Below are 18,039 nucleotides of genomic sequence, written 5' to 3'. Positions count from 1 at the left end.
GGGGCATGGGGCCCATCGAGCACGGAGCAGGAGCAGAAGCTGTGGTTCACAAGAAAACAGGACAAGGCGCGCCGGTGGGTGCGCGCCTGACGATGGCAGCGATCGCGGTATTGCTGGCATGCGGCGCGGGGGCCGCCCACGCGCAGGCGACGGCGCCGGTCGCCATCGACATGCCGGCGCAATCGCTGGACCAGGCCCTCAAGCGCCTGGCCGAGACGCATGGCCTGCAGATCTTCTACGCGCCGCAAACCGTGGCCGGCATGCAGGCGCCGGCGCTGTCCGGGGCGATGACGCCGCAACAGGCGCTGGCGGCGCTGCTGCAGGGCAAGCCGCTGCGGCTGCGGCAGGAGGGTTCGGCCACCATCATCGAACCCGAGGCGGCCAGCGGCGGCGCCACCGTGATGGCGCCGATCGAGGTCAGCGCATCGCGCACGTCCAGCAACCTGGTCAGCCCGGTGCAGCAGACCATCGTGCTGGAACGCGATGCCTTGCAGGAATTGCGGACCGGTTCGGACAGCCTGGCCACGGTGCTGGCCAAGACGGTGCCGGGCATGGCCGATTCCAGCCGCACCATGACCGACTACGGCCAGACCTTGCGGGGACGCGGCGTGTTGGTGCTGGTCGATGGCATTCCGCTGAACACCAACCGCGATTCCTCGCGCAATCTCGCCAACATCGATCCGGCCAGCATCGAGCGCGTCGAAGTGCTGCGCGGCAGCAGTTCGATCTATGGCGCCGGGGCCACCGGCGGCATCGTCTCGATCACCACCCGGCCCGCCGGCGGCGAACCGGTGGCCGAAACCACCGTGACCGCCGTCAGCCCGCTGAGCCGCTTGAACGCGGACGGCCTGGGCGGCCAGCTGCAACAGCATTTCGCCGGCAGCCAGGGCATGCTGGACTACGCGCTGGACCTGGGCGCGCGCCACAATGGCGCATCCTATGACGCGCACGGACGGCGCATCGCGCCCGAGCCCAGCCAGGGCGACCTGTTCGATTCCAACATCTACAGCCTGGGCGGCAAGCTGGGACTGCGCCTGGACGACAAGCAACGCCTGCAGCTGTCGGCCAGCTACTACAACGCCGACCAGAATTCCGACTACACCTCCGATCCGTCGGTCGGGCGCCTGCCGCCGGGCACGGCGCGCGCGCTGCCGCTCAGCGGCCTGGACCTGGCCGACCAGAACCAGATCCGCAATACGCTGGTGAACCTGGAATACCAGCACCTGGACCTGCTGGGCAGCAAGCTCACGGCGCAGATGTACTACCGCGATTACTACACCCGCTTCACGCCGTTCGACGCGCGCGCGGTGGTGACGCGGGGCGGCAACGTCGACCAGGTCATGCAGAACAGCAAGGTGTTCGGCAGCCGCCTGACCATCGATACGCCGCTGGGCGAGCAGTCGAAGGTGCTGTGGGGCGCGGACTTCAACCAGGAACGCAGCGACATGCCGATCGACGTGTTCGACGCGGCCGCCTACGACGCCAGCGGCGGCCGGGTGTTCCGCAAGACCGGGCGCCTGACCTACATGCCCGAGCTGACCTCGCGCAGCACCGGCATTTTCGGCCAGCTGGAGCATCGCTTCGACGAGCAATGGTCGGTGCAGGGCGGGGCGCGCTACGAGTATGCCACCGCCCGTTTCGGCGACTTCGTGCCGCTGTCGCAGTCGCGCGTGGCGTCGCCGGCCTCGGTGCAGGGCGGCTCGGTCAGCTACGACGCCTTCCTGTTCAACGCCGGCCTGACCTACGCGCCGGTCCGCGGCCAGGAGCTGTACGCCAACTTCAGCCAGGGCTTCCAGCTGCCGGACATCGGCGTGCAGATGCGCAATGCGCGGCCAGGCTTCGACATCGGTTCGTCGGACCTGCAGCCGGTCAAGACCAACAACTACGAAATCGGCTGGCGCGGCGGAGTGGGCAACACCACGGCCTCGCTGGCGCTGTTCTACACCACCTCCAAGCTGGGCGATGTGCAGAGCTTCAACAACGGCCTGATCCTGACGCGCACCGAAGAGCGCATCCACGGCATCGAGGCGACGGTGGACTACCTGACCGACGACGAGAAGTGGGGCACGGGCGGCACGTTCACGTGGATGAAGGGGCGCGAGCGGCCCGACAACGGCCAATGGCGCGACATGACCGGCTACCGCATCCCGCCGCTCAAGCTCACCGCCTACCTGCAGTACCGGCCGAACGAGCGCTGGAACAACCGCATCCAGGCCAACTACTTCGGCGGCAAGGACTACCGGCTGGATGGCGTCGAAAGCTTCGGGCGCCGCGACGTGGGCAGCTATTTCACGGTGGACCTGATGAGCCGCTACCAGTTCACGCCCAAGGACACCCTGATCGTCGGCGTCGAAAACCTGTTCAATCGCGACTACTACCCGCTCTACAGCCAGTTGATGCGCACCAGCACCAACACCAGCCGCCTGCCGGCGCCGGGCACGGTCTTGACGCTGACCTACCAGCACCGCTGGTAGGGACTCGGGAAGGGGCAAGGGCAAGGGCCGCCGGCGTGTTTTAATACGCGCTTTACGAGCCCTTGAACCCTGACACGGTTCCGCTGCCTCATGTTGCGCCTGACCGAAATCATCCTGCCCCTGTCGACCTCCCAAGCGGATATCGACGACACCCTGCGCGCCGCGGCCTGTAGCCGCCTGGGAATCGCCCCCGATGCCCTGCGCGCGCTGACCATCTTCCGGCGCAGCTACGACGCGCGCAAGCGCAGCGCGATCACGCTGACCTATTCCGTGGACGTCGAGGTGGCCGACGAGGCCGCCGTGCTCAAGCGCGTCGCCGGCCTGCGCACGGTGATGCCGACGCCGCCCATGGAATACCAGTACGTCGGCCAGGCGCCGGCCGATCTGCCCGAGGGCAGTCGCCCGGTCGTGATCGGCTTCGGTCCCTGCGGCCTGTTCGCGGCGCTGATCCTGGCCCAGATGGGGTTCCGGCCCATCATCCTGGAACGCGGCCGGGTGGTGCGCGAGCGCACCAAGGACACCTGGGGGCTGTGGCGCAAGAACACGCTGCAGCCCGAGTCGAACGTGCAGTTCGGCGAGGGCGGGGCGGGCACGTTCTCGGACGGCAAGCTGTCGACCCAGGTCAAGGATCCCAAGCACTACGGCCGCAAGGTGCTGCAGGAGTTCGTCGCCGCCGATGCGCCGCCGGAAATCCTGTACGTCAGCAAGCCGCACATCGGCACCTTCCGCCTGGTCAAGATGATCGAGCAGATGCGCGCGCAGATCGCGACGCTGGGCGGCGAGTTCCGTTTCGAAAGCCGCGTCGACGACATCGAAATCGAAGACGGCCGGGTGCGCGGCGTGCGCCTGGCGGGCGGGGAGTTCATCGCCGCCAGCCACGTGGTGCTGGCCGTGGGCCACAGCGCGCGCGACACCTTCCGCATGCTGCACAAGCGCGGCGTGTTCATCGAACCCAAGCCGTTCTCGCTGGGCTTTCGCATCGAGCATCCGCAGTCCGTGATCGACCGGGCCCGCTTCGGCCCGAGCGCCGGCCACCCGGTGCTGGGCGCGGCCGACTACAAGCTGGTGCACCATGCCGGCAACGGCCGCGCCGTCTACAGCTTCTGCATGTGCCCGGGCGGCACGGTGGTGGCCGCCGCGTCGGAACCCGGCGGAGTCGTGACCAACGGCATGAGCCAGTATTCGCGCAACGAGCGCAACGCCAACGCGGGCATCGTGGTGGGCATCGAACCCAAGGACTTCCCGGGCATCGAAGACTCGCCGCTGGCGGGCATCGACTTCCAGCGCCATTGGGAGGCGCGCGCCTACGAGCTGGGCGGCGGCGACTACAGCGCACCGGCGCAGCTGGTGGGCGACTTTCTTGCCGGCCGGCCGTCGACCGCGCTGGGCAGCGTGACGCCCTCGTACAAGCCCGGCGTCAAATTGACCGACCTGTCGGCCAGCCTGCCGGACTACGTCATCGCCGCCATCCGCGAAGCCTTGCCCGCGTTCGAGCGGCAGATCAAGGGTTTTTCCATGCACGATGCCGTCCTCACCGGCGTCGAGACGCGCACCTCGTCACCGCTGCGCATCACGCGCCGCGACGATTTCCAGAGCATGAACACGCTGGGCCTGTTTCCGGCGGGCGAGGGCGCAGGCTACGCGGGCGGCATCATGTCGGCCGCCATCGACGGCATGAAGGTCGCCGAGGCCGTGGCGCTGCACTTGCTGGGCCGCGACGACATCACCGGCGGCAACCGCCGCGGCGCCAGCGACGACTATTGACCGGCTTCGGCGCGGCGGCGCGCCCCGCGCGCCATGCCAGCCGGCTCAGGCCGCTTTTCCATCGCGGCTGTCTGCCGCGCCGCATCGCTGCCCGCCACCAGGGTCTTGCGGAAGATCTCGATGGCGCTGGTCAAGGCGCGCACCGGGCGCGCGGATCAGGCGCGGGCGTCGCTCGCGCCTTCAAGGAACAGCTTCTGGCCATCACCAGCGCCTACCTGTCCAGAGCGAAGGGGAGCAAGGGAGAGATAATTCCATCCGCAGGACACTGATCGGCCTTTCCGTCAAACAGGAACCCCATGAAAATCCATCTGAATCGACTCCTGCTCGCGGCCGCGCTGGCCGGCGGCGCCGTCCCGGTCCATGCCGCGGGCGTGGACTACCGCATCGACCCCGAACACACGCAGGTGGTGGTGACCTGGAACCACCTGGGCTTCTCGAAGCCTTCGGCGCACGCCGGCGACATCCAGGGCGTGATCCGCTACGACGCGGCCAACGTTTCGGCCTCGTCGGTCAAGCTGGACGTGCCGCTGGCGAGCTTCACCTCGCATGTGCCGAAGCTGGACGAGATGCTGCGCGGCCCCGAATTCTTCGCCGCCGGCAAATATCCCGCCATCGGCTTCGAAAGCACCTCCGTCGAGGACAAGGGCAGCGGACGGCTGCTGATCCACGGCAAGCTGCGCATCAAGGACCACGAGAAAGCCATCGTGCTGGAAGCCAGGCAGAACAAGGCCGGCGTGCATCCGATGGCGCAGCGGCCGGCAATCGGCTTCGACGCGGCCACGGTCCTCAAGCGCAGCGATTTCGGCGTCCAGGCGTACGCGCCCGACGTCAGCGACGAGGTCACGCTGCGCATCACGGTCGAAGCGTTGGCCGACGCGGCGCGCTGAGCATAGCGGTGACGAACGGCTCGTCTAAGCCTGGCGAGCCGTTGTTGTCGGCGCACGGTTATCGGTGGGCCGGCAACAGGCAACGTGTCGGGAAGATGCGGATAGTCGAGCCACGGCGGGACGCGCGCCTGGATCGACATAAAATACGCATAATGTATATTATGTAAAGTAACGAATGGGTCCGGGCCCACGGATCGCTGGGATCGGCACGGCCATCTATTCAATGATTCTCGAATCATTGTATTATTCCGCCATGAATGAAGATCAAACCGTTCTCGCCCTTGGCGCCCTGGCCCACACCCAGCGGCTTCGCGTTTTTCGCGCCCTCGTGGTGGCTGGCCTCGGCGGCCTCACGCCCAGCGTGCTGGCCGACCAGCTGGACGTCGCCCGCAATACCTTGTCCTTCCATCTGAAAGAGCTGTCCCACGCCGGCCTGGTCACCATCGAGCAGCAAGGCCGCAATCTGATCTACCGGGCCGACTTCTCGCGGATGAACGGGCTGCTGGGCTATCTCACCGAACACTGCTGCCAAGGGGCTCCCTGCGAAATCTCCGACTCCAGCGGTTGCACAACCTGCTGATCCCCGAATATCCGATCCTCCACTCGTTGCCGCCAGGAATTTGCATGTCACGTTCTCCTTTCAAGGTACTGTTTCTCTGCACGGGCAATTCCGCGCGCTCCATCCTGGCCGAAGGCCTGCTCAACGGGCTGGGTGGCGACCGCTTCCAGGCCTATTCCGCTGGCAGTACGCCCAAGGGCGAAGTTCACCCGCTGGCGCTCTCCACGCTGAGCTCCTTTTCGCTGCCGACCGACGGCTATCGAAGCAAGAGTTGGGACGAGTTCGCGGCGCCCGAGGCGCCACGGATGGACTTCATCATCACTGTCTGCGACAACGCCGCCGGCGAGGTATGCCCGATCTGGCCAGGTCAGCCCATGACGGCGCATTGGGGCGTTCCCGACCCCGCGGCCCACGAAGGAACCGAGCAAGCGCGCCGCAAGGCGTTCCAGGATGCCGCGCGCGTACTGAAGCGCCGCATCGAGCTGTTCCTTTCCCTGCCCATGGAACGCCTGGACGCGATGTCGCTCCAGGCCGAATTGCGTGGTATCGGCAAGGCCCGGGAGTAAGTCATGTCATCCAATGCACAGGCAGCCGCGAGCGCCCCGCGGACGCGGGGCGGGATGAGCCTCTTCGAGCGTTACCTGACGCTCTGGGTGTTTCTCTGTATCGTCCTGGGCGTGGTCCTTGGCCAGCTCATGCCGGCCTTGTTCCAGGCGATCGGGCATCTCGAAGTCGCGCAGGTCAATCTTCCCGTCGGCCTGCTGATCTGGGTAATGATCATCCCGATGCTGCTCAAAGTCGATTTCGGCGCGCTCGGCCAGGTCCGGCAGCATTGGCGCGGCATCGGCGTGACGCTGTTCATCAATTGGGCGGTCAAGCCGTTCTCGATGGCATTCCTGGGATGGCTGTTCATCCGCCAGGTCTTTTCCCCCTGGCTGCCCGCCGACCAGCTGGATAGCTACATCGCGGGCCTGATCCTGCTCGCCGCCGCGCCGTGTACCGCAATGGTGTTCGTCTGGAGCCGGCTGACGGGCGGCGATCCGGTATTCACGCTATCGCAGGTCGCGCTGAACGACACGATCATGGTGTTCGCATTCGCGCCCATCGTGGGATTGCTGCTCGGCCTGTCGGCCATCTCCGTACCCTGGGACACCCTGCTTGTGTCAGTCGGGCTGTACATCGTCATCCCGGTCATCATCGCCCAGCTCTGGCGCCACGCGTTGCTGCGTCGCGGGCAGCAGGCGTTCGAGGCGGCCCTGGCCCGGATCGGGCCGTTCTCGATGGCCGCCCTGCTCCTGACGCTGGTGCTGTTGTTTGCGTTCCAGGGCGAAGCGATCATCGGGCAGCCGCTGGTGATCGCCATGCTGGCGGTGCCGATCCTGATCCAGGTGCTGTTCAATTCGGGGCTGGCGTACTGGCTCAATCGTCGCCTGGGCGAAAAGCACGACATTGCCTGCCCGTCGGCGCTGATCGGAGCCTCCAACTTCTTCGAGCTCGCCGTCGCCGCCGCGATCAGCCTGTTCGGATTCCAGTCCGGCGCCGCGCTGGCGACCGTGGTGGGCGTGCTGATCGAGGTGCCGTTGATGTTGCTGGTCGTACGTGTGGTGAACCGGTCCAGGGACTGGTATGACGCGGGCGCCAAGCGGAGCTGACCGGTGACGGGCGCCCCCGTCCGGGTCGTCGGCGCCCTGGGCACCGCCCAGACGCTGGCCTGGGCCTCATCCTACTATCTGCCCGCCATGCTGGCGGCGCCGATGGCGGCTGATCTGGGCGTTGCGACGCCTACCGTCTTCGCGGCCTTTTCCGGCGCGATGGTGGTGTCGGCCCTGGTCGGCCCGTGGGCGGGGCTGGCGATCGACCGCCACGGTGGCCGCGTGGTGCTGGCCGGCACCAGCCTGGTATTCGCGCTCGGATTGGGCATGCTGGGTTTTGCCCAGGGTCTTTGGACGATGGTCATCGCCTGGCTCGTCATTGGCGCAGCGATGGGCGCCGGCCTGTACGAAGCGGCGTTCTCCAGCCTGGTCCGCCTGTATGGACAGCACGCCCGCGGCGCGATCACGGGCATTACGCTGCTCGCGGGATTTGCCAGCACCGTCGGCTGGCCGCTGTCGGCCTGGATGGAAGCTCGGTTCGGGTGGCGCAACGCGTGCCTCGGGTGGGCCGGCATACATTTGCTGATCGGCTTGCCGCTGAACGCCTGGCTGCCCACGCTGCCGTCCCCGGCGCAGCCCGAACGGACTGCCGCCGCGGACCCCGCGCAGGCGATTGCGTCGGCATCCCCTTCCCCCGTTGCCGCGGCCGGGGGGGCTGGATACGCGACCGCCCTGCTCGCCTTCGTGTTCGCCGCAACCTGGTTCATCAGCACCGCGATGGCCACGCATTTGCCGCGGATGCTGGAGGCTGCCGGCGCCACGCTCGCCGCCGCGGTCGCGGTGGGCGCCCTCGTCGGTCCCGCGCAGGTGGCCGGCCGCGTGCTGGAGTTCGGGTTCCTGCGGCGCGTCCACCCATTGCTGTCGGCGCGCCTGGCCGCGTTGGCACACCCCGCCGGCGTGACCGTGCTGTTGATGGCGGGGCCGGTGGCGGCCCCCCTTTTCGCGATCCTGCATGGGGCGGGCAACGGCATCCTCACCATCGCGAAGGGCACCTTGCCGCTGGCGCTGTTTGGCGCCCAGGGCTATGGCGCGCGCCAGGGCTGGCTGATGCTGCCGGCCCGCATCGCCCAGGCGCTTGCCCCGCTGCTTTTCGGGCTGGCGCTGGACGCCTGGGGGGCCAACGCTTTGTGGCTGTCCGGCGTCATCGGCCTGGCCGCCTGTGGCGCGTTGATGCTGCTACGCGGCCCGCCCCACTCACATTGAAATTCCCGTCTTGCATCAAGAGAGGCATTGCATGAGTTCCACTCCCATTCATCACGACCATATGGAAGGCATGACGCCGGCAGCGTTCACCGACCTGCCCAACATCGATCCATCCCGGTTCAGCCGGCCGTCCCCCGGGGAATTGTTCTCTCCCCGGCGCGCCACGCACGCGCCGCGCTTCCTGCTGCTGTATGGCTCGTTGCGCGAGCGTTCCTACAGCCGCCTGGTCGCCGAGGAATCCGCGCGGCTGCTTCAAGCGCTGGGAGGCGAAACCCGCATTTTCAACCCGTCCGGGCTGCCGCTGGTCGACGATGCCAGCGATGATCACCCCAAAGTCCGCGAGCTTCACGAGCTGGTCCAGTGGTCGGAAGGCATGGTGTGGAGTTCGCCGGAGCGCCACGGCGCCATGACCGGCCTGATGAAGACGCAGATCGACTGGATTCCGCTGTCGGTGGGCGCGGTGCGCCCGACCCAGGGCAAGACACTGGCCGTCATGCAGGTGTCCGGCGGCTCGCAGTCGTTCAATGCCGTGAACCAGATGCGGGTGCTGGGCCGCTGGATGCGGATGCTGACGATACCCAACCAATCCTCGGTCGCCAAGGCCTACCAGGAGTTCGACGATGCCGGGCGGATGAAGCCCTCGCCCTACTATGACCGCATCGTTGACGTCGTCGAGGAACTGATGAAATTCACCTTGCTCACGCGTGACGTCGCGCCCTACCTCGTGGACCGCTACAGCGAACGCAAGGAAGCCGCCGCGGCGCTGTCGCGCCGGGTGCGGCAAGCCTCCATCTAGACGGCCCCTGGCGTCCCCCCTTCGCGGCACTCAGCCCGGATGGAACTTGTACAGCGCATACGCCAGAAAACCCGCGCCCAGCGCCAGGTGGATGGCAATCCCCTGCCGCCCTTGCAGGATCGATGCCGGTTGCCTCGCGCGCACCAGGCAGGCGAGCAAGCCGGAATGCGCCAGCAGCAGCCCGACCGGCCACAGCGACAGGTACAGCAGCACCCCGAGCGGATCGGGACCGTAGCCGTCGCCGTGGCGCGGCGCTTCGTAGACGGCGACGATGATTGCCCAGACCGCCAGCGCCAGCAGGCTCGCCACGAAACTGATCCGGTAGTACAGAAACAAGGCCCCCCCTTTGCTTTTTCCGGGGCGCCATCGGCCCCGGTTGTGGCATTCATGCAAACGTTCCCGGCTCAATTTCCCAGCAGTCGCACCGTCTGCGGGTTGTAGCCGGAATAGGCGCCGGCGCCGCAGGCCACGACCGCTTGCGCCTGCGGCGGCACGCCCGTGGCGCGCACGGCCAGGTCACCTCCGCGCAGGCGCATTTCTCGGAACCGTTCCGCAGCCACCGACCCGTCGGACAGGAAATACAGCCGCACGCGTGGCAGGCCCTTGTCGGGATCGGCCTGGCTCGCGGCGCTGAAGGCGGGCACCACCACCCTCGCCTCCTGCCAACGCGACGGATCCTGCAGCGTCTGCCAGCGCACGCGCAGCGGCTGTTCCAGGTCCAGCATCGCGGGGCTGCCGCCGCGCGCCGGGTCGCAAGGCTGGCCAGCCTGGCTGCGCGCGGGATCGCCGCCCAGGTCCAGCGTCTGGCCGTTGATCTCCAGGCGGGCGATGGCGTGCGGGCTGTGGTTGTCCAGGCTGACGATGGCCAGCCCGGCAACGCGGGCCGCGGTCATGGCGTCCTCGGTGCTGGCGGCAAAGCGGCCGAGGCTGGGCGCCACCTCGACGTGATCGGGGTAATGGAAGTATTGATAGACCAGCAGCGCCGCTTCGCCGTAGGCGAATGCCGGCAGCAGCTTGCCCAGGTCGGGCGCGGGCAAGCGTCGCAGCGGCAGAGAATCGCCGGCCTGGCCGTCCTGCGAGGAATACGCATAGCGTTCGACGTCCGGCTTCAGGTGCGCGCCAGCGTAGGGAAACGTGCCGGCGGCAACCAGGTCCGGACCGGGATAGCGGCGAAAACGCGAGAAGCGGTCGTTTGTCGCTGAAGCAGGTTCCATATAGGGCTGGCCGCCGCCGTCGGTCGAGGATCCGGCGCGATAGTCCAGCCAGAGCGTGCGTCCGCTGAAGTTGACGTGGTTCTCGGTGATCGCCGGGTTGGCGCCGCGGAAGCGGTCGGCGCCGGCCCGCCGGATCTGGTCGTCGATCGGCACGATCATCAACGCCACCAAAGACGGCAGGAACAACAGCCCGTGCACCCGCGCGGGCACCTGGCCGCGATCCCGCACCAGGTACACGATCCAGGTCAGCACCAGCACGATGGCCAGCGGTCCGCCGAACAGGACGCCATATGACAACAGCGCCGCCATGCCCCAGCCGAGGTTGTCGCTGGAGACGGCCACCAGCCCCAGGAATGCCAGGAGCGTTGCCAGCACCAGCGACACGATGATGCCAAACAGATAGTTCTTGATCTTCAAATCGATAAGGCCTCGTCGGATGCCCGATGCGGGCGGCGGGGTCTTGCGCGGCGGACACGGCGGTCCGGCCGCGCCCACGATAACAGAGACGAGGGTTCAGGCGCGATCAGGCGGGGTCGGCGCGTCCGTCCGGCCAGGGATCGGCCCACGCCGGCAGCCGCATCAGGCCGTCGAGCCAGGCCACGATGCGCGGATACGGCGCCATCGGCATGCCGGCGGCCTTCCAGTACGCCGCCATCGACGCCAGCTGGAAGTCGGCGATGGTCAGCCGGCCACAGGCGACCTGTTCGCGGTCGCGCAGATGGGTATCGAGGACCGCGGCATAGCGGTCGAAGGCTTTTTCCTTGCCGGCCAGCTCGCCGGCGTCCGGCGGGCCGATGCCAAAGGTCGATTTGACGATGTGCTCGAAATAATACGGAGCGACCGCCGGGGCCCAATGACAGTCGTTCCATGACAGCCAGCGCAGCACCTCGATCTGTTCCCGCGTATCGACGGGCCACATGTCCGAGCCGGCCTTGACGCACAGGTACGCCATGATCGCGGACGACTCCCACAGATGGTAATCGCCGTCGACCAGGGTGGGCACCTTCATGTTGGGATTGATGGCGGCGTACTCCGGCCGCCGCAGCGCGCCCGCCATCAGGTCCATTTCGATGAATTCGGCCTTGATGCCCAGGTGCTTGACGAGCGCGAGGACGCGCCGCGGCGCCTGCGCCTGGATCCAGTAGATCTGCATGGGTTGCTCCTGCGGGGTGTCGATATGGTTGCCACTTGCGGAACACGATACTTCACTCGCCGCGGCCGTAGCACCCCAGGAACATCGCCACCGCCGAATCCACCACGCGGTCGCGCTCGGCCGGTCCCAGGGGTGGCTGTCCCAGCGTCACCTGCGGCCAGAAGGCGAAACTCTTGACCAGCCCCTGCAACTGATGGCCGGCGAACTCCGGATCGACCTTGGCCAGCCGGCCGTCGGCGATGGCGGCACGGATCCAGGCGGTCTCGCCGCCCTCCTTCGCGCCCATGCGGCAGACGATGGCCTGGGCCCGTTCCGGCGTGTGGATGATCTCCGCCATGGCGACGCGCGCCAGGTCGATGAAATTCGGATCGCCCAGCAGTTCCAGCTTCTGCATCAGCAGCTGGCGCAACTGCGCGGCCAGCGACTGGTCGGCGCGATACACGACCGTGGCGTTGGCAATGCTGCGGTTCCACAGCTGTTCCAGCATCAGCCCGAACAGTTCGTCCTTGCTGGGGAAATGGTTGTAGACCGTGCGCTTGGACACGCCGGCCGCGGCGGCGATGCGGTCCATGCTGGTGGCCTCGTAGCCCGCCGTGCGGAACTCCTCCACCGCGGCGCGGAGGATGGCTTCGCGCTTTCTGTCGGTGAGCCGCTGCGATACTTCTGCCATGGGAAATGTCCTGATAGAGGGATAGCGAAAATTTTACACTCATCGGTGTACTTTCATAAAAAAGGAAACTACACTGCTCGGTATACTTTTGGCCATGCCGGCCGTCTCCCTTCTTCCCTGGAATCGTGCCGTGACTGCTCCAACGCCCGCCTCCCCCGCCCTGCCCTCCACTCACGCCGTCCCGCCGCATCACCGCGACGGCCGCTTCCACAATGCCCGCCCGCGCCCCTCCATGGGCTTTTGGCAGGGGCTGAAGCTGACCTGGGCCTTCCTGTTTGGCAAGCCGGCGGGCACCGTGCCCGGCCAGCCGATCCCGGTGCGGCCGCTTACCCCCGCCGCGCTCGGCGCCGCGCCCGACCGCAGCCTGTTCCGGCTGGGCCATTCGACCATCCTGCTGAAGCTGCGCGGCCGCTACTGGCTGACCGATCCGGTGTTCTCCGAGCGGGCGTCGCCGGTGCAGTGGGCCGGCCCGGCGCGTTTCCACGCGCCGCCCATCGCGCTGGACGACCTGCCGCCGATCGCCGGCGTGATCCTGTCGCACAACCACTACGACCACCTCGACCGCGCCGCCGTGACCCGGCTGGCGGCCCGCACCGGCCGCTTCGTCGCGCCGCTGGGCGTGGGCGACCAGTTGATCGCCTGGGGCGTCGATCCGGCCAAGGTCGAGCAATTGGACTGGTGGCAGTCGACCGAGGTCGAAGGCCTGCGCCTGACGGCCACCCCGGCCCAGCATTTCTCCGGCCGCGGCCTGACCGACGGCGATCGCAGCCTGTGGGCCTCCTGGGTCATCGACGACGCCGGGATGCGGATCTTCTTCAGCGGCGACAGCGGCTATTTCGATGGCTTCAAGGCCATCGGCGACGCCTTCGGTCCGTTCGACCTGACGCTGATGGAAACCGGCGCCTATGACAAGCGCTGGGCTTTCGTCCACATGCAGCCCGAGGAAACGCTGCAGGCCCACCTGGACCTGCGCGGCCGCTGGCTGCTGCCGATCCACAACGGCACCTTCGACCTGGCCATGCACCCCTGGCAGGAACCGTTCGAGCGCATCGCCGCGCTTGCCGCGGAGCGCGGGGTGGCGCTGGCCACGCCGGAGATAGGCGAACGGCTGGACCTGGCCGCGCCACATCCGGGATCGCCGTGGTGGCGCGAGGTTGCGGCGCGCCAGCCAGCGTCCGGCGAGTGCCGCCTGCTGGCGCCTTGCCGGGCCCGGTGAGCCGGCAAGGCCGGTCCCCGCGGCCGGTCCGGTATCAGTCGAAACGCCCGAAGATGTGGCTGCAGTGGGTATACGGGTCGTTGGGCGTGCGGCGATCCTTGGTGAAGTAGTCGATGATCACGCCGTCCTGCAACTCGAAACTCAGCGTGCATTCATAGGTGTACCGATAGCTCTGGGCGCCGGCCGACGGGGCGCATCGCGGCGGCGCATTGGGGCCGTGCGTCTGCTGCAGGGTCTGGCCGGCCGGGCAGCCGCCGCTGCTGCTGGCCGCGGTCGAGCGCGCTTCCCGGCGGTAGTACTGCAGCATGCGGTTGCCGCTCTTTTCCGTGGCGCCGGTGGGCGGCCCCCAGACCCGCAGCAGCTCGGCCTCGGGCTGGCCGATCCAGGCATCCATCGTGCGCCGCACGGCAGACATTTCCCGCTTGCGGCGGGCATCGGCGCGCGCCAGCGGTTCCTGGGTACTGGCGATCTGGCGGCTGGCCTGCTTGTCCTGTTCCACACTCTTGTCGGCCTGGGCGCCCGCCTCGGCCAGGGCCTTCTTGCGGCGGGCCTCCAGGTCCCTCATCTCGCGTTCCAGTTCGGCGTCCGAACGCGGCTTGCTGGCGGGCCGGGTGCCGTCGGTCCACACCGTCTTCCAGACCAGGTCGCCGACATCTCCTGTGGTGAGCGGGCCCAGGTAGAGCCAGCCGCCCTCGGCGTTGCCGGCCTTGCGCGCCGCCGCGCGCTGAGCGCTGCTCTTGGGGCCCATGTCGCAGGCGAAGTCGATCAGCGCCTGCCCCACCGCATTCTTGGGCGGGCGCGCCGGCTGGTCCGGGGCGGTCGCCAGCTTGCCCCCGCGCGGCGACAGCTGGATCAGTTTTTCCTCGAGCGTTTGCCGCCCGCAATCGATGATCATGTTGGACGAGACCCAGTCCGGCGACTTGGCGTTCTCCAGGATCGTCAGCGTTTCGAGCTTGTAGGTCTTGGCGGCCTGGGGAACGGCGTCGAGGTAACTTTCGTCGACAGTGACGAAGATGCGGTCGGGTTTTGCGCCGCCGGCGTAGACGACCCAGCGCTCGTCCGCCAGCGCGGGCGACGTGGTCAGGATGGCGAGGAAAGTGGTGGCGAGCAGTCGATTCAAGGACGGGCTCCTGGTGGCCGTCATGGATGCGCGCATATTAATGGAACCTGAATGGGAAACACCACCTTCCTGGCCGCCCTCCCAGCCCCGTTGCCCGCCGGCCTCGCAACCGCAATTTGTTTACAATCGCAACGCAACGCGTATTGCGCCCAAGCCAATGCCCGCGACCCGGGTATTGCGGCTTGATGAGCCCGCTTCGGCTAGGCTTTGGCCTGCGCGCATGACCTGACCCCCGCGCGCCCGTCGACAGACGCGTCGCCCCGGCCGCGTGCCGGACCGGTCAGGCTCCCATTCCATGATGTTCCCCGCAATCGCCCCGTCCCGGCCTGACGCCCTGGACGGCCGGGAAGCCGTTTGCGTATTTTTTCCGCCCGGAGGTGCCTACGTCCTTTTCCCAGAAGTGCCGATAACTACAACAACATAATCCTTTGAACCGTAAGGTCTAATACCCATGAGAAAGTTTCTCAAGATCCTGGGCAGCCTGGTGGTGACGGTGGTGATCGCGGTCGCCCTGTTCCTGTACTGGCCGCTGCACCAACGTTCGGTCCCGGCGCCGGACAACGACAAGCCCCTGGACGCCGTGCTCGTCGGCGGCGGCATCATGAGCGTGACGCTCGCCACCTACCTGCAGGAATTGCAGCCGGACTGGCACGTCGAGCTCTTCGAACGCCTGGACGGCGTGGCGCTCGAAAGCTCCAATGGCTGGAACAACGCGGGCACCGGCCACTCCGGCTTCGCCGAGCTGAACTACACCCCCGAGATGCCCGACGGTTCGGTCGACATCAAGCGGGCCATCAACATCGCCGAACAGTTCGAGATCTCGCGCCAGTTCTGGGCGCACCAGGTCAAGACCGGCCGCCTCGGCCAGCCGTCGGACTTCATCAACCCGACCGGCCACATGAGCTTCGTCTGGGGCGATGACCGCATCGAGTACCTGCGCAAGCGCCGCGATGCCCTGGTCAAGAGCCCGCTGTTCTACGGCATGGAGTATTCCACCGACCCGGCGCGGATCCGCCAGTGGGCGCCGCTGCTGATGGAAGGCCGCGACGCCAGCCAGAAGGTCGCCGCCACCTACATGCCGCTGGGCACCGACGTGAACTTCGGCGTCATCACCAACCAGCTGACCCAGGGCCTGCAGCGCAACCCCAACTTCAAGCTGCAACTGCAGCATGAGGTCACCGCGCTGCGCCAGAACGGCGACAAGACCTGGAACGTCACGGTCAAGGACCTCAAGACCAACCAGGAGCGCACGGTGAAGTCGCGCTTCGTCTTCATCGGCGCGGGCGGCGCCTCGCTCAAGGTGCTGCAGTTGTCCGGCATTCCCGAGTCGAAGAACTACGCCGGCTTCCCGGTGGGCGGGCAGTTCCTGGCCTTCGACGCGCCGGCCATCGCCGGCCGCCACGAGGTCAAGGCCTACGGCATGGCCGATACCGATTCGCCGCCGATGTCGGTGCCGCACCTGGATGCGCGCAAGCTCGACGGCAAGCCGGTGGTGCTGTTCGGCCCGTTCGCGCTGGCCACGACCAAGTTCCTCAAGCAGGGCTCGGCCTTCGACCTGTTCTCGTCCGTGAGCCACAACAACGTCGCCAGCATGGTGGACGTGGGCCTGGAGAACCTGGACCTGGTCAAATACCTGGTGGACCAGGCGCAACTGACCGACGCGGACCGCCACGCCCAACTGCTCAAGTACTTCCCGCAGGCCAAGCGCGAAGACTGGCGCCTGGTGACGGCCGGTGAACGGGTGCAGGTCATCAAGCGCGATCCGGAGAAAGGCGCGATCCTGCAATTCGGCACCGAAGTCGTGACCGACAAGGACAACACCATCGCCGCGCTGCTGGGCGCCTCGCCCGGCGCCTCGACCTCGCCGCCCATCATGCTGAATCTGCTGGCCAAGGCCTTCCCGCAGCAGATGGAAGCGGGCTGGAAGGCGCGCCTGAAGGAGATCATTCCGTCGTATGGCCAGAAGCTCAATGACAGTCCGGCGCTGACCAACCAGATCCGCGCCATGACGAGCCAGGTGCTGCACCTGCCGTACGTGGAAGTGCCGGTGCCGGGCGCGGCGCCCGCCTCCGCGCCCACGGCCCCGGCCACCAACGCGCCGGCCCAGCCGGCACCGGGGCGCAATGCCAACACCGAGATGCAGGCGCTGTAGCGGCCTGCCCCGCCCTCCCTCTCCGGGAGGGCTTTTTTTTTGCGCGTCGGTCGACGGCATTCGCACCTGCGGCCGCCCCGGTCACTGTGCTAAGGTGCCCCATCGGCTATCGGATGATGACAAGAGACATGCTCAATCCCCTGGCTTGCCTGCGGCCGCCCATGGCCGCCGCCCTGATGTCGCTGGCCCTGGCCGCGCTGGCCGGCCCGCTGCAGGCCCGCACCCTCTACAACGACAAGGGGCTGCGGGTCGAAGAGACCGACATCGGCTTCCAGGACTACCAGGAAGGCAGGCGGCGCAACGCCAGCCAATACACCCTGGCCTACCAGCGCCAGCCGCTCTGCGGCAAGGGCGTCAAGCTGGGCGAGCGTTTCCTGCCGGCGGGCGACCCGCGCCGCGCGCGCGACTACTTCTGCGGCCCCGCCAAGCCGATCAACCCGCACGGGGTGCTGGCCTTCGTCACCCGCACCTCCGGCCACGGCAACCTGCTGTACCTGGATGTCGGCGGCGGAGATCTGCGCATCACCGACATCCCGGTGCAGAAGGAAGGCGACGGCGACAGCATCGGCGGTCAGGTGTTCCTGGACGCTGGCGAGCCGGGATGGACGCGCTACGAAAACGGCTGGTACGAGACCACGCTGATCCGCCACGAACCATTCCAGGCCGTGAGGCTGGGACCCGGCCGCCTGCTGGATATCGACAATGGCGTGGCGTTCCTGCTGGTGCCGCGCGGCCAGGAGGTGCAGACCGTCAAGCCGGCCAGCCTGGGCCAGACGGCCAACGGCACGCCGGTGGTGATCGCCGCCGAGCTGCGCCAGCGGCCGACGCCCGTGCGCTTTCGCGCGGTGGACCTGGCCACTGGCCGCGAGCTGGCCAGCGTGGCCGCGGGCGATGCCTGCCTGGATGCGCCGAGCATGGATTTCTGGGGTACCGGCCGCGCTTCGTCGGCGCAGGTGCCGTATGCCGAGCTGGCCGTGTGGCGGTCGCGCAATCTGGTCTACGTGGCCGGGGCCAAGCCGTCCTTGCGCCTGGCGGCGGCCAACGAACTGCGTCCGCTGGCCAATTGCCGGCGCGACTGGCAGCCGGCGCGCTGAGGCGCGTCCATGCCTGCCGCCCGCTTTACCGGGCGTACGGGGCGCTCCACGATCCCGCTGAACCGCTGCGCCAATCTCGGAGCGC

The 18,039-nt window shown here is 67.7% G+C and carries 17 protein-coding genes; 11 read left to right on the top strand and 6 right to left on the bottom strand.

The genetic code is table 11. The annotated features are described in order from the left end of the window. The first annotated feature begins 92 nt into the window (after positions 1–92). Both AC6CR5_RS05510 and AC6CR5_RS05505 read left to right on the top strand, forming a co-directional pair. Complete coding sequence (locus tag AC6CR5_RS05510; protein ID WP_498085732.1) at positions 93–2,474, top strand: TonB-dependent receptor; 2,382 nt, start codon at positions 93–95, stop codon at positions 2,472–2,474. Between the two features lie 90 nt (positions 2,475–2,564). Further along, complete coding sequence (locus AC6CR5_RS05505) at positions 2,565–4,238, top strand: NAD(P)/FAD-dependent oxidoreductase (RefSeq protein WP_200221296.1); 1,674 nt, start codon at positions 2,565–2,567, stop codon at positions 4,236–4,238. Here the strand turns inward: AC6CR5_RS05505 and AC6CR5_RS05500 are convergent. Further along, complete coding sequence (locus AC6CR5_RS05500) at positions 4,232–4,372, bottom strand: hypothetical protein (protein ID WP_153228214.1); 141 nt, start codon at positions 4,370–4,372, stop codon at positions 4,232–4,234. The genes AC6CR5_RS05505 and AC6CR5_RS05500 overlap by 7 nt on opposite strands. A gap of 162 nt (positions 4,373–4,534) precedes the next feature. Here AC6CR5_RS05500 and AC6CR5_RS05495 point away from each other — a divergent pair, with 162 nt between their 5' ends. The 6 genes from AC6CR5_RS05495 to arsH all read left to right on the top strand — a co-directional run bounded on the left by AC6CR5_RS05495 (position 4,535) and on the right by arsH (position 9,335). Next, entirely contained in the window at positions 4,535–5,125 is a 591-nt protein-coding gene (locus AC6CR5_RS05495) for a YceI family protein (protein ID WP_053074712.1), read from the top strand. Between the two features lie 253 nt (positions 5,126–5,378). Next, positions 5,379–5,705 carry an ArsR/SmtB family transcription factor gene (locus tag AC6CR5_RS05490; protein WP_035181149.1) on the top strand — a complete coding sequence of 109 codons (327 nt, stop codon included), beginning with the start codon at positions 5,379–5,381 and terminating at the stop codon, positions 5,703–5,705. A gap of 44 nt (positions 5,706–5,749) precedes the next feature. After that, positions 5,750–6,250: an arsenate reductase ArsC gene (locus AC6CR5_RS05485; RefSeq protein ID WP_006384123.1), complete on the top strand. Its 501-nt coding sequence runs from the start codon at positions 5,750–5,752 to the stop codon at positions 6,248–6,250. Between the two features lie 3 nt (positions 6,251–6,253). Further along, the gene (gene arsB, locus AC6CR5_RS05480; protein WP_047990795.1) at positions 6,254–7,336 is read left to right on the top strand and encodes an ACR3 family arsenite efflux transporter; all 1,083 of its coding nucleotides are present in this window, start codon (positions 6,254–6,256) and stop codon (positions 7,334–7,336) included. A gap of 3 nt (positions 7,337–7,339) precedes the next feature. Then, the gene (locus tag AC6CR5_RS05475; protein ID WP_498085313.1) at positions 7,340–8,539 is read left to right on the top strand and encodes an MFS transporter; all 1,200 of its coding nucleotides are present in this window, start codon (positions 7,340–7,342) and stop codon (positions 8,537–8,539) included. Positions 8,540–8,570: 31 nt separating this feature from the next. Beyond that, on the top strand, positions 8,571–9,335 hold the full coding sequence (gene arsH / locus AC6CR5_RS05470; protein WP_235442290.1) for an arsenical resistance protein ArsH: 765 nt from the start codon (positions 8,571–8,573) through the stop codon (positions 9,333–9,335). Positions 9,336–9,365: 30 nt separating this feature from the next. Here arsH and AC6CR5_RS05465 read toward each other — a convergent pair whose 3' ends face one another. From AC6CR5_RS05465 to AC6CR5_RS05450, 4 genes are all read right to left on the bottom strand, one after another. Beyond that, positions 9,366–9,671 carry a hypothetical protein gene (locus tag AC6CR5_RS05465; protein WP_498085312.1) on the bottom strand — a complete coding sequence of 102 codons (306 nt, stop codon included), beginning with the start codon at positions 9,669–9,671 and terminating at the stop codon, positions 9,366–9,368. A gap of 68 nt (positions 9,672–9,739) precedes the next feature. After that, on the bottom strand, positions 9,740–10,966 hold the full coding sequence (locus AC6CR5_RS05460; protein WP_498085311.1) for a hypothetical protein: 1,227 nt from the start codon (positions 10,964–10,966) through the stop codon (positions 9,740–9,742). A 106-nt stretch (positions 10,967–11,072) separates the two neighbouring features. After that, entirely contained in the window at positions 11,073–11,702 is a 630-nt protein-coding gene (locus tag AC6CR5_RS05455; RefSeq protein ID WP_047990794.1) for a glutathione S-transferase family protein, read from the bottom strand. A gap of 52 nt (positions 11,703–11,754) precedes the next feature. After that, positions 11,755–12,372 carry a TetR/AcrR family transcriptional regulator gene (locus tag AC6CR5_RS05450; RefSeq protein WP_047990793.1) on the bottom strand — a complete coding sequence of 206 codons (618 nt, stop codon included), beginning with the start codon at positions 12,370–12,372 and terminating at the stop codon, positions 11,755–11,757. A 94-nt stretch (positions 12,373–12,466) separates the two neighbouring features. On the opposite strand from AC6CR5_RS05450, the gene AC6CR5_RS05445 reads away from it, so the two are divergent. Next, positions 12,467–13,588, top strand: a complete 1,122-nt coding sequence (locus AC6CR5_RS05445) for an MBL fold metallo-hydrolase (RefSeq protein WP_047990792.1) — start codon at positions 12,467–12,469, stop codon at positions 13,586–13,588. A gap of 34 nt (positions 13,589–13,622) precedes the next feature. On the opposite strand, the gene AC6CR5_RS05440 is transcribed toward AC6CR5_RS05445, so the two are convergent. Beyond that, a complete protein-coding gene (locus AC6CR5_RS05440) occupies positions 13,623–14,708 on the bottom strand; it encodes a hypothetical protein (protein WP_047990791.1) in 1,086 nt (361 codons plus the stop codon). Between the two features lie 451 nt (positions 14,709–15,159). Here AC6CR5_RS05440 and mqo point away from each other — a divergent pair, with 451 nt between their 5' ends. Together mqo and AC6CR5_RS05430 are read left to right on the top strand one after the other, a co-directional pair. Further along, positions 15,160–16,860, top strand: a complete 1,701-nt coding sequence (gene mqo, locus AC6CR5_RS05435; protein ID WP_047990790.1) for a malate dehydrogenase (quinone) — start codon at positions 15,160–15,162, stop codon at positions 16,858–16,860. Between the two features lie 128 nt (positions 16,861–16,988). Next, complete coding sequence (locus AC6CR5_RS05430) at positions 16,989–17,954, top strand: hypothetical protein (RefSeq protein WP_047990789.1); 966 nt, start codon at positions 16,989–16,991, stop codon at positions 17,952–17,954. Positions 17,955–18,039: the final 85 nt, after the last annotated feature.

The sequence above is a fragment of the Achromobacter sp. EG18 genome, assembly GCF_059759395.1.
This window is presented reverse-complemented; position numbering and strand designations above follow the sequence as displayed.

Excerpts from the sequence above, each read along its gene's own strand:
- AC6CR5_RS05510 (WP_498085732.1), top strand. The coding sequence starts at position 93 with ATGGCAGCGATCGCGGTATTGCTGGCATGCGGCGCGGGGGCCGCCCAC.
- AC6CR5_RS05505 (WP_200221296.1), top strand. The coding sequence starts at position 2,565 with ATGTTGCGCCTGACCGAAATCATCCTGCCCCTGTCGACCTCCCAAGCG.
- AC6CR5_RS05495 (WP_053074712.1), top strand. The coding sequence starts at position 4,535 with ATGAAAATCCATCTGAATCGACTCCTGCTCGCGGCCGCGCTGGCCGGC.
- AC6CR5_RS05490 (WP_035181149.1), top strand. The coding sequence starts at position 5,379 with ATGAATGAAGATCAAACCGTTCTCGCCCTTGGCGCCCTGGCCCACACC.
- AC6CR5_RS05485 (WP_006384123.1), top strand. The coding sequence starts at position 5,750 with ATGTCACGTTCTCCTTTCAAGGTACTGTTTCTCTGCACGGGCAATTCC.
- arsB (WP_047990795.1), top strand. The coding sequence starts at position 6,254 with ATGTCATCCAATGCACAGGCAGCCGCGAGCGCCCCGCGGACGCGGGGC.
- arsH (WP_235442290.1), top strand. The coding sequence starts at position 8,571 with ATGAGTTCCACTCCCATTCATCACGACCATATGGAAGGCATGACGCCG.
- AC6CR5_RS05455 (WP_047990794.1), bottom strand. The coding sequence starts at position 11,702 with ATGCAGATCTACTGGATCCAGGCGCAGGCGCCGCGGCGCGTCCTCGCG.
- AC6CR5_RS05450 (WP_047990793.1), bottom strand. The coding sequence starts at position 12,372 with ATGGCAGAAGTATCGCAGCGGCTCACCGACAGAAAGCGCGAAGCCATC.
- AC6CR5_RS05445 (WP_047990792.1), top strand. The coding sequence starts at position 12,467 with ATGCCGGCCGTCTCCCTTCTTCCCTGGAATCGTGCCGTGACTGCTCCA.
- mqo (WP_047990790.1), top strand. The coding sequence starts at position 15,160 with ATGAGAAAGTTTCTCAAGATCCTGGGCAGCCTGGTGGTGACGGTGGTG.
- AC6CR5_RS05430 (WP_047990789.1), top strand. The coding sequence starts at position 16,989 with ATGCTCAATCCCCTGGCTTGCCTGCGGCCGCCCATGGCCGCCGCCCTG.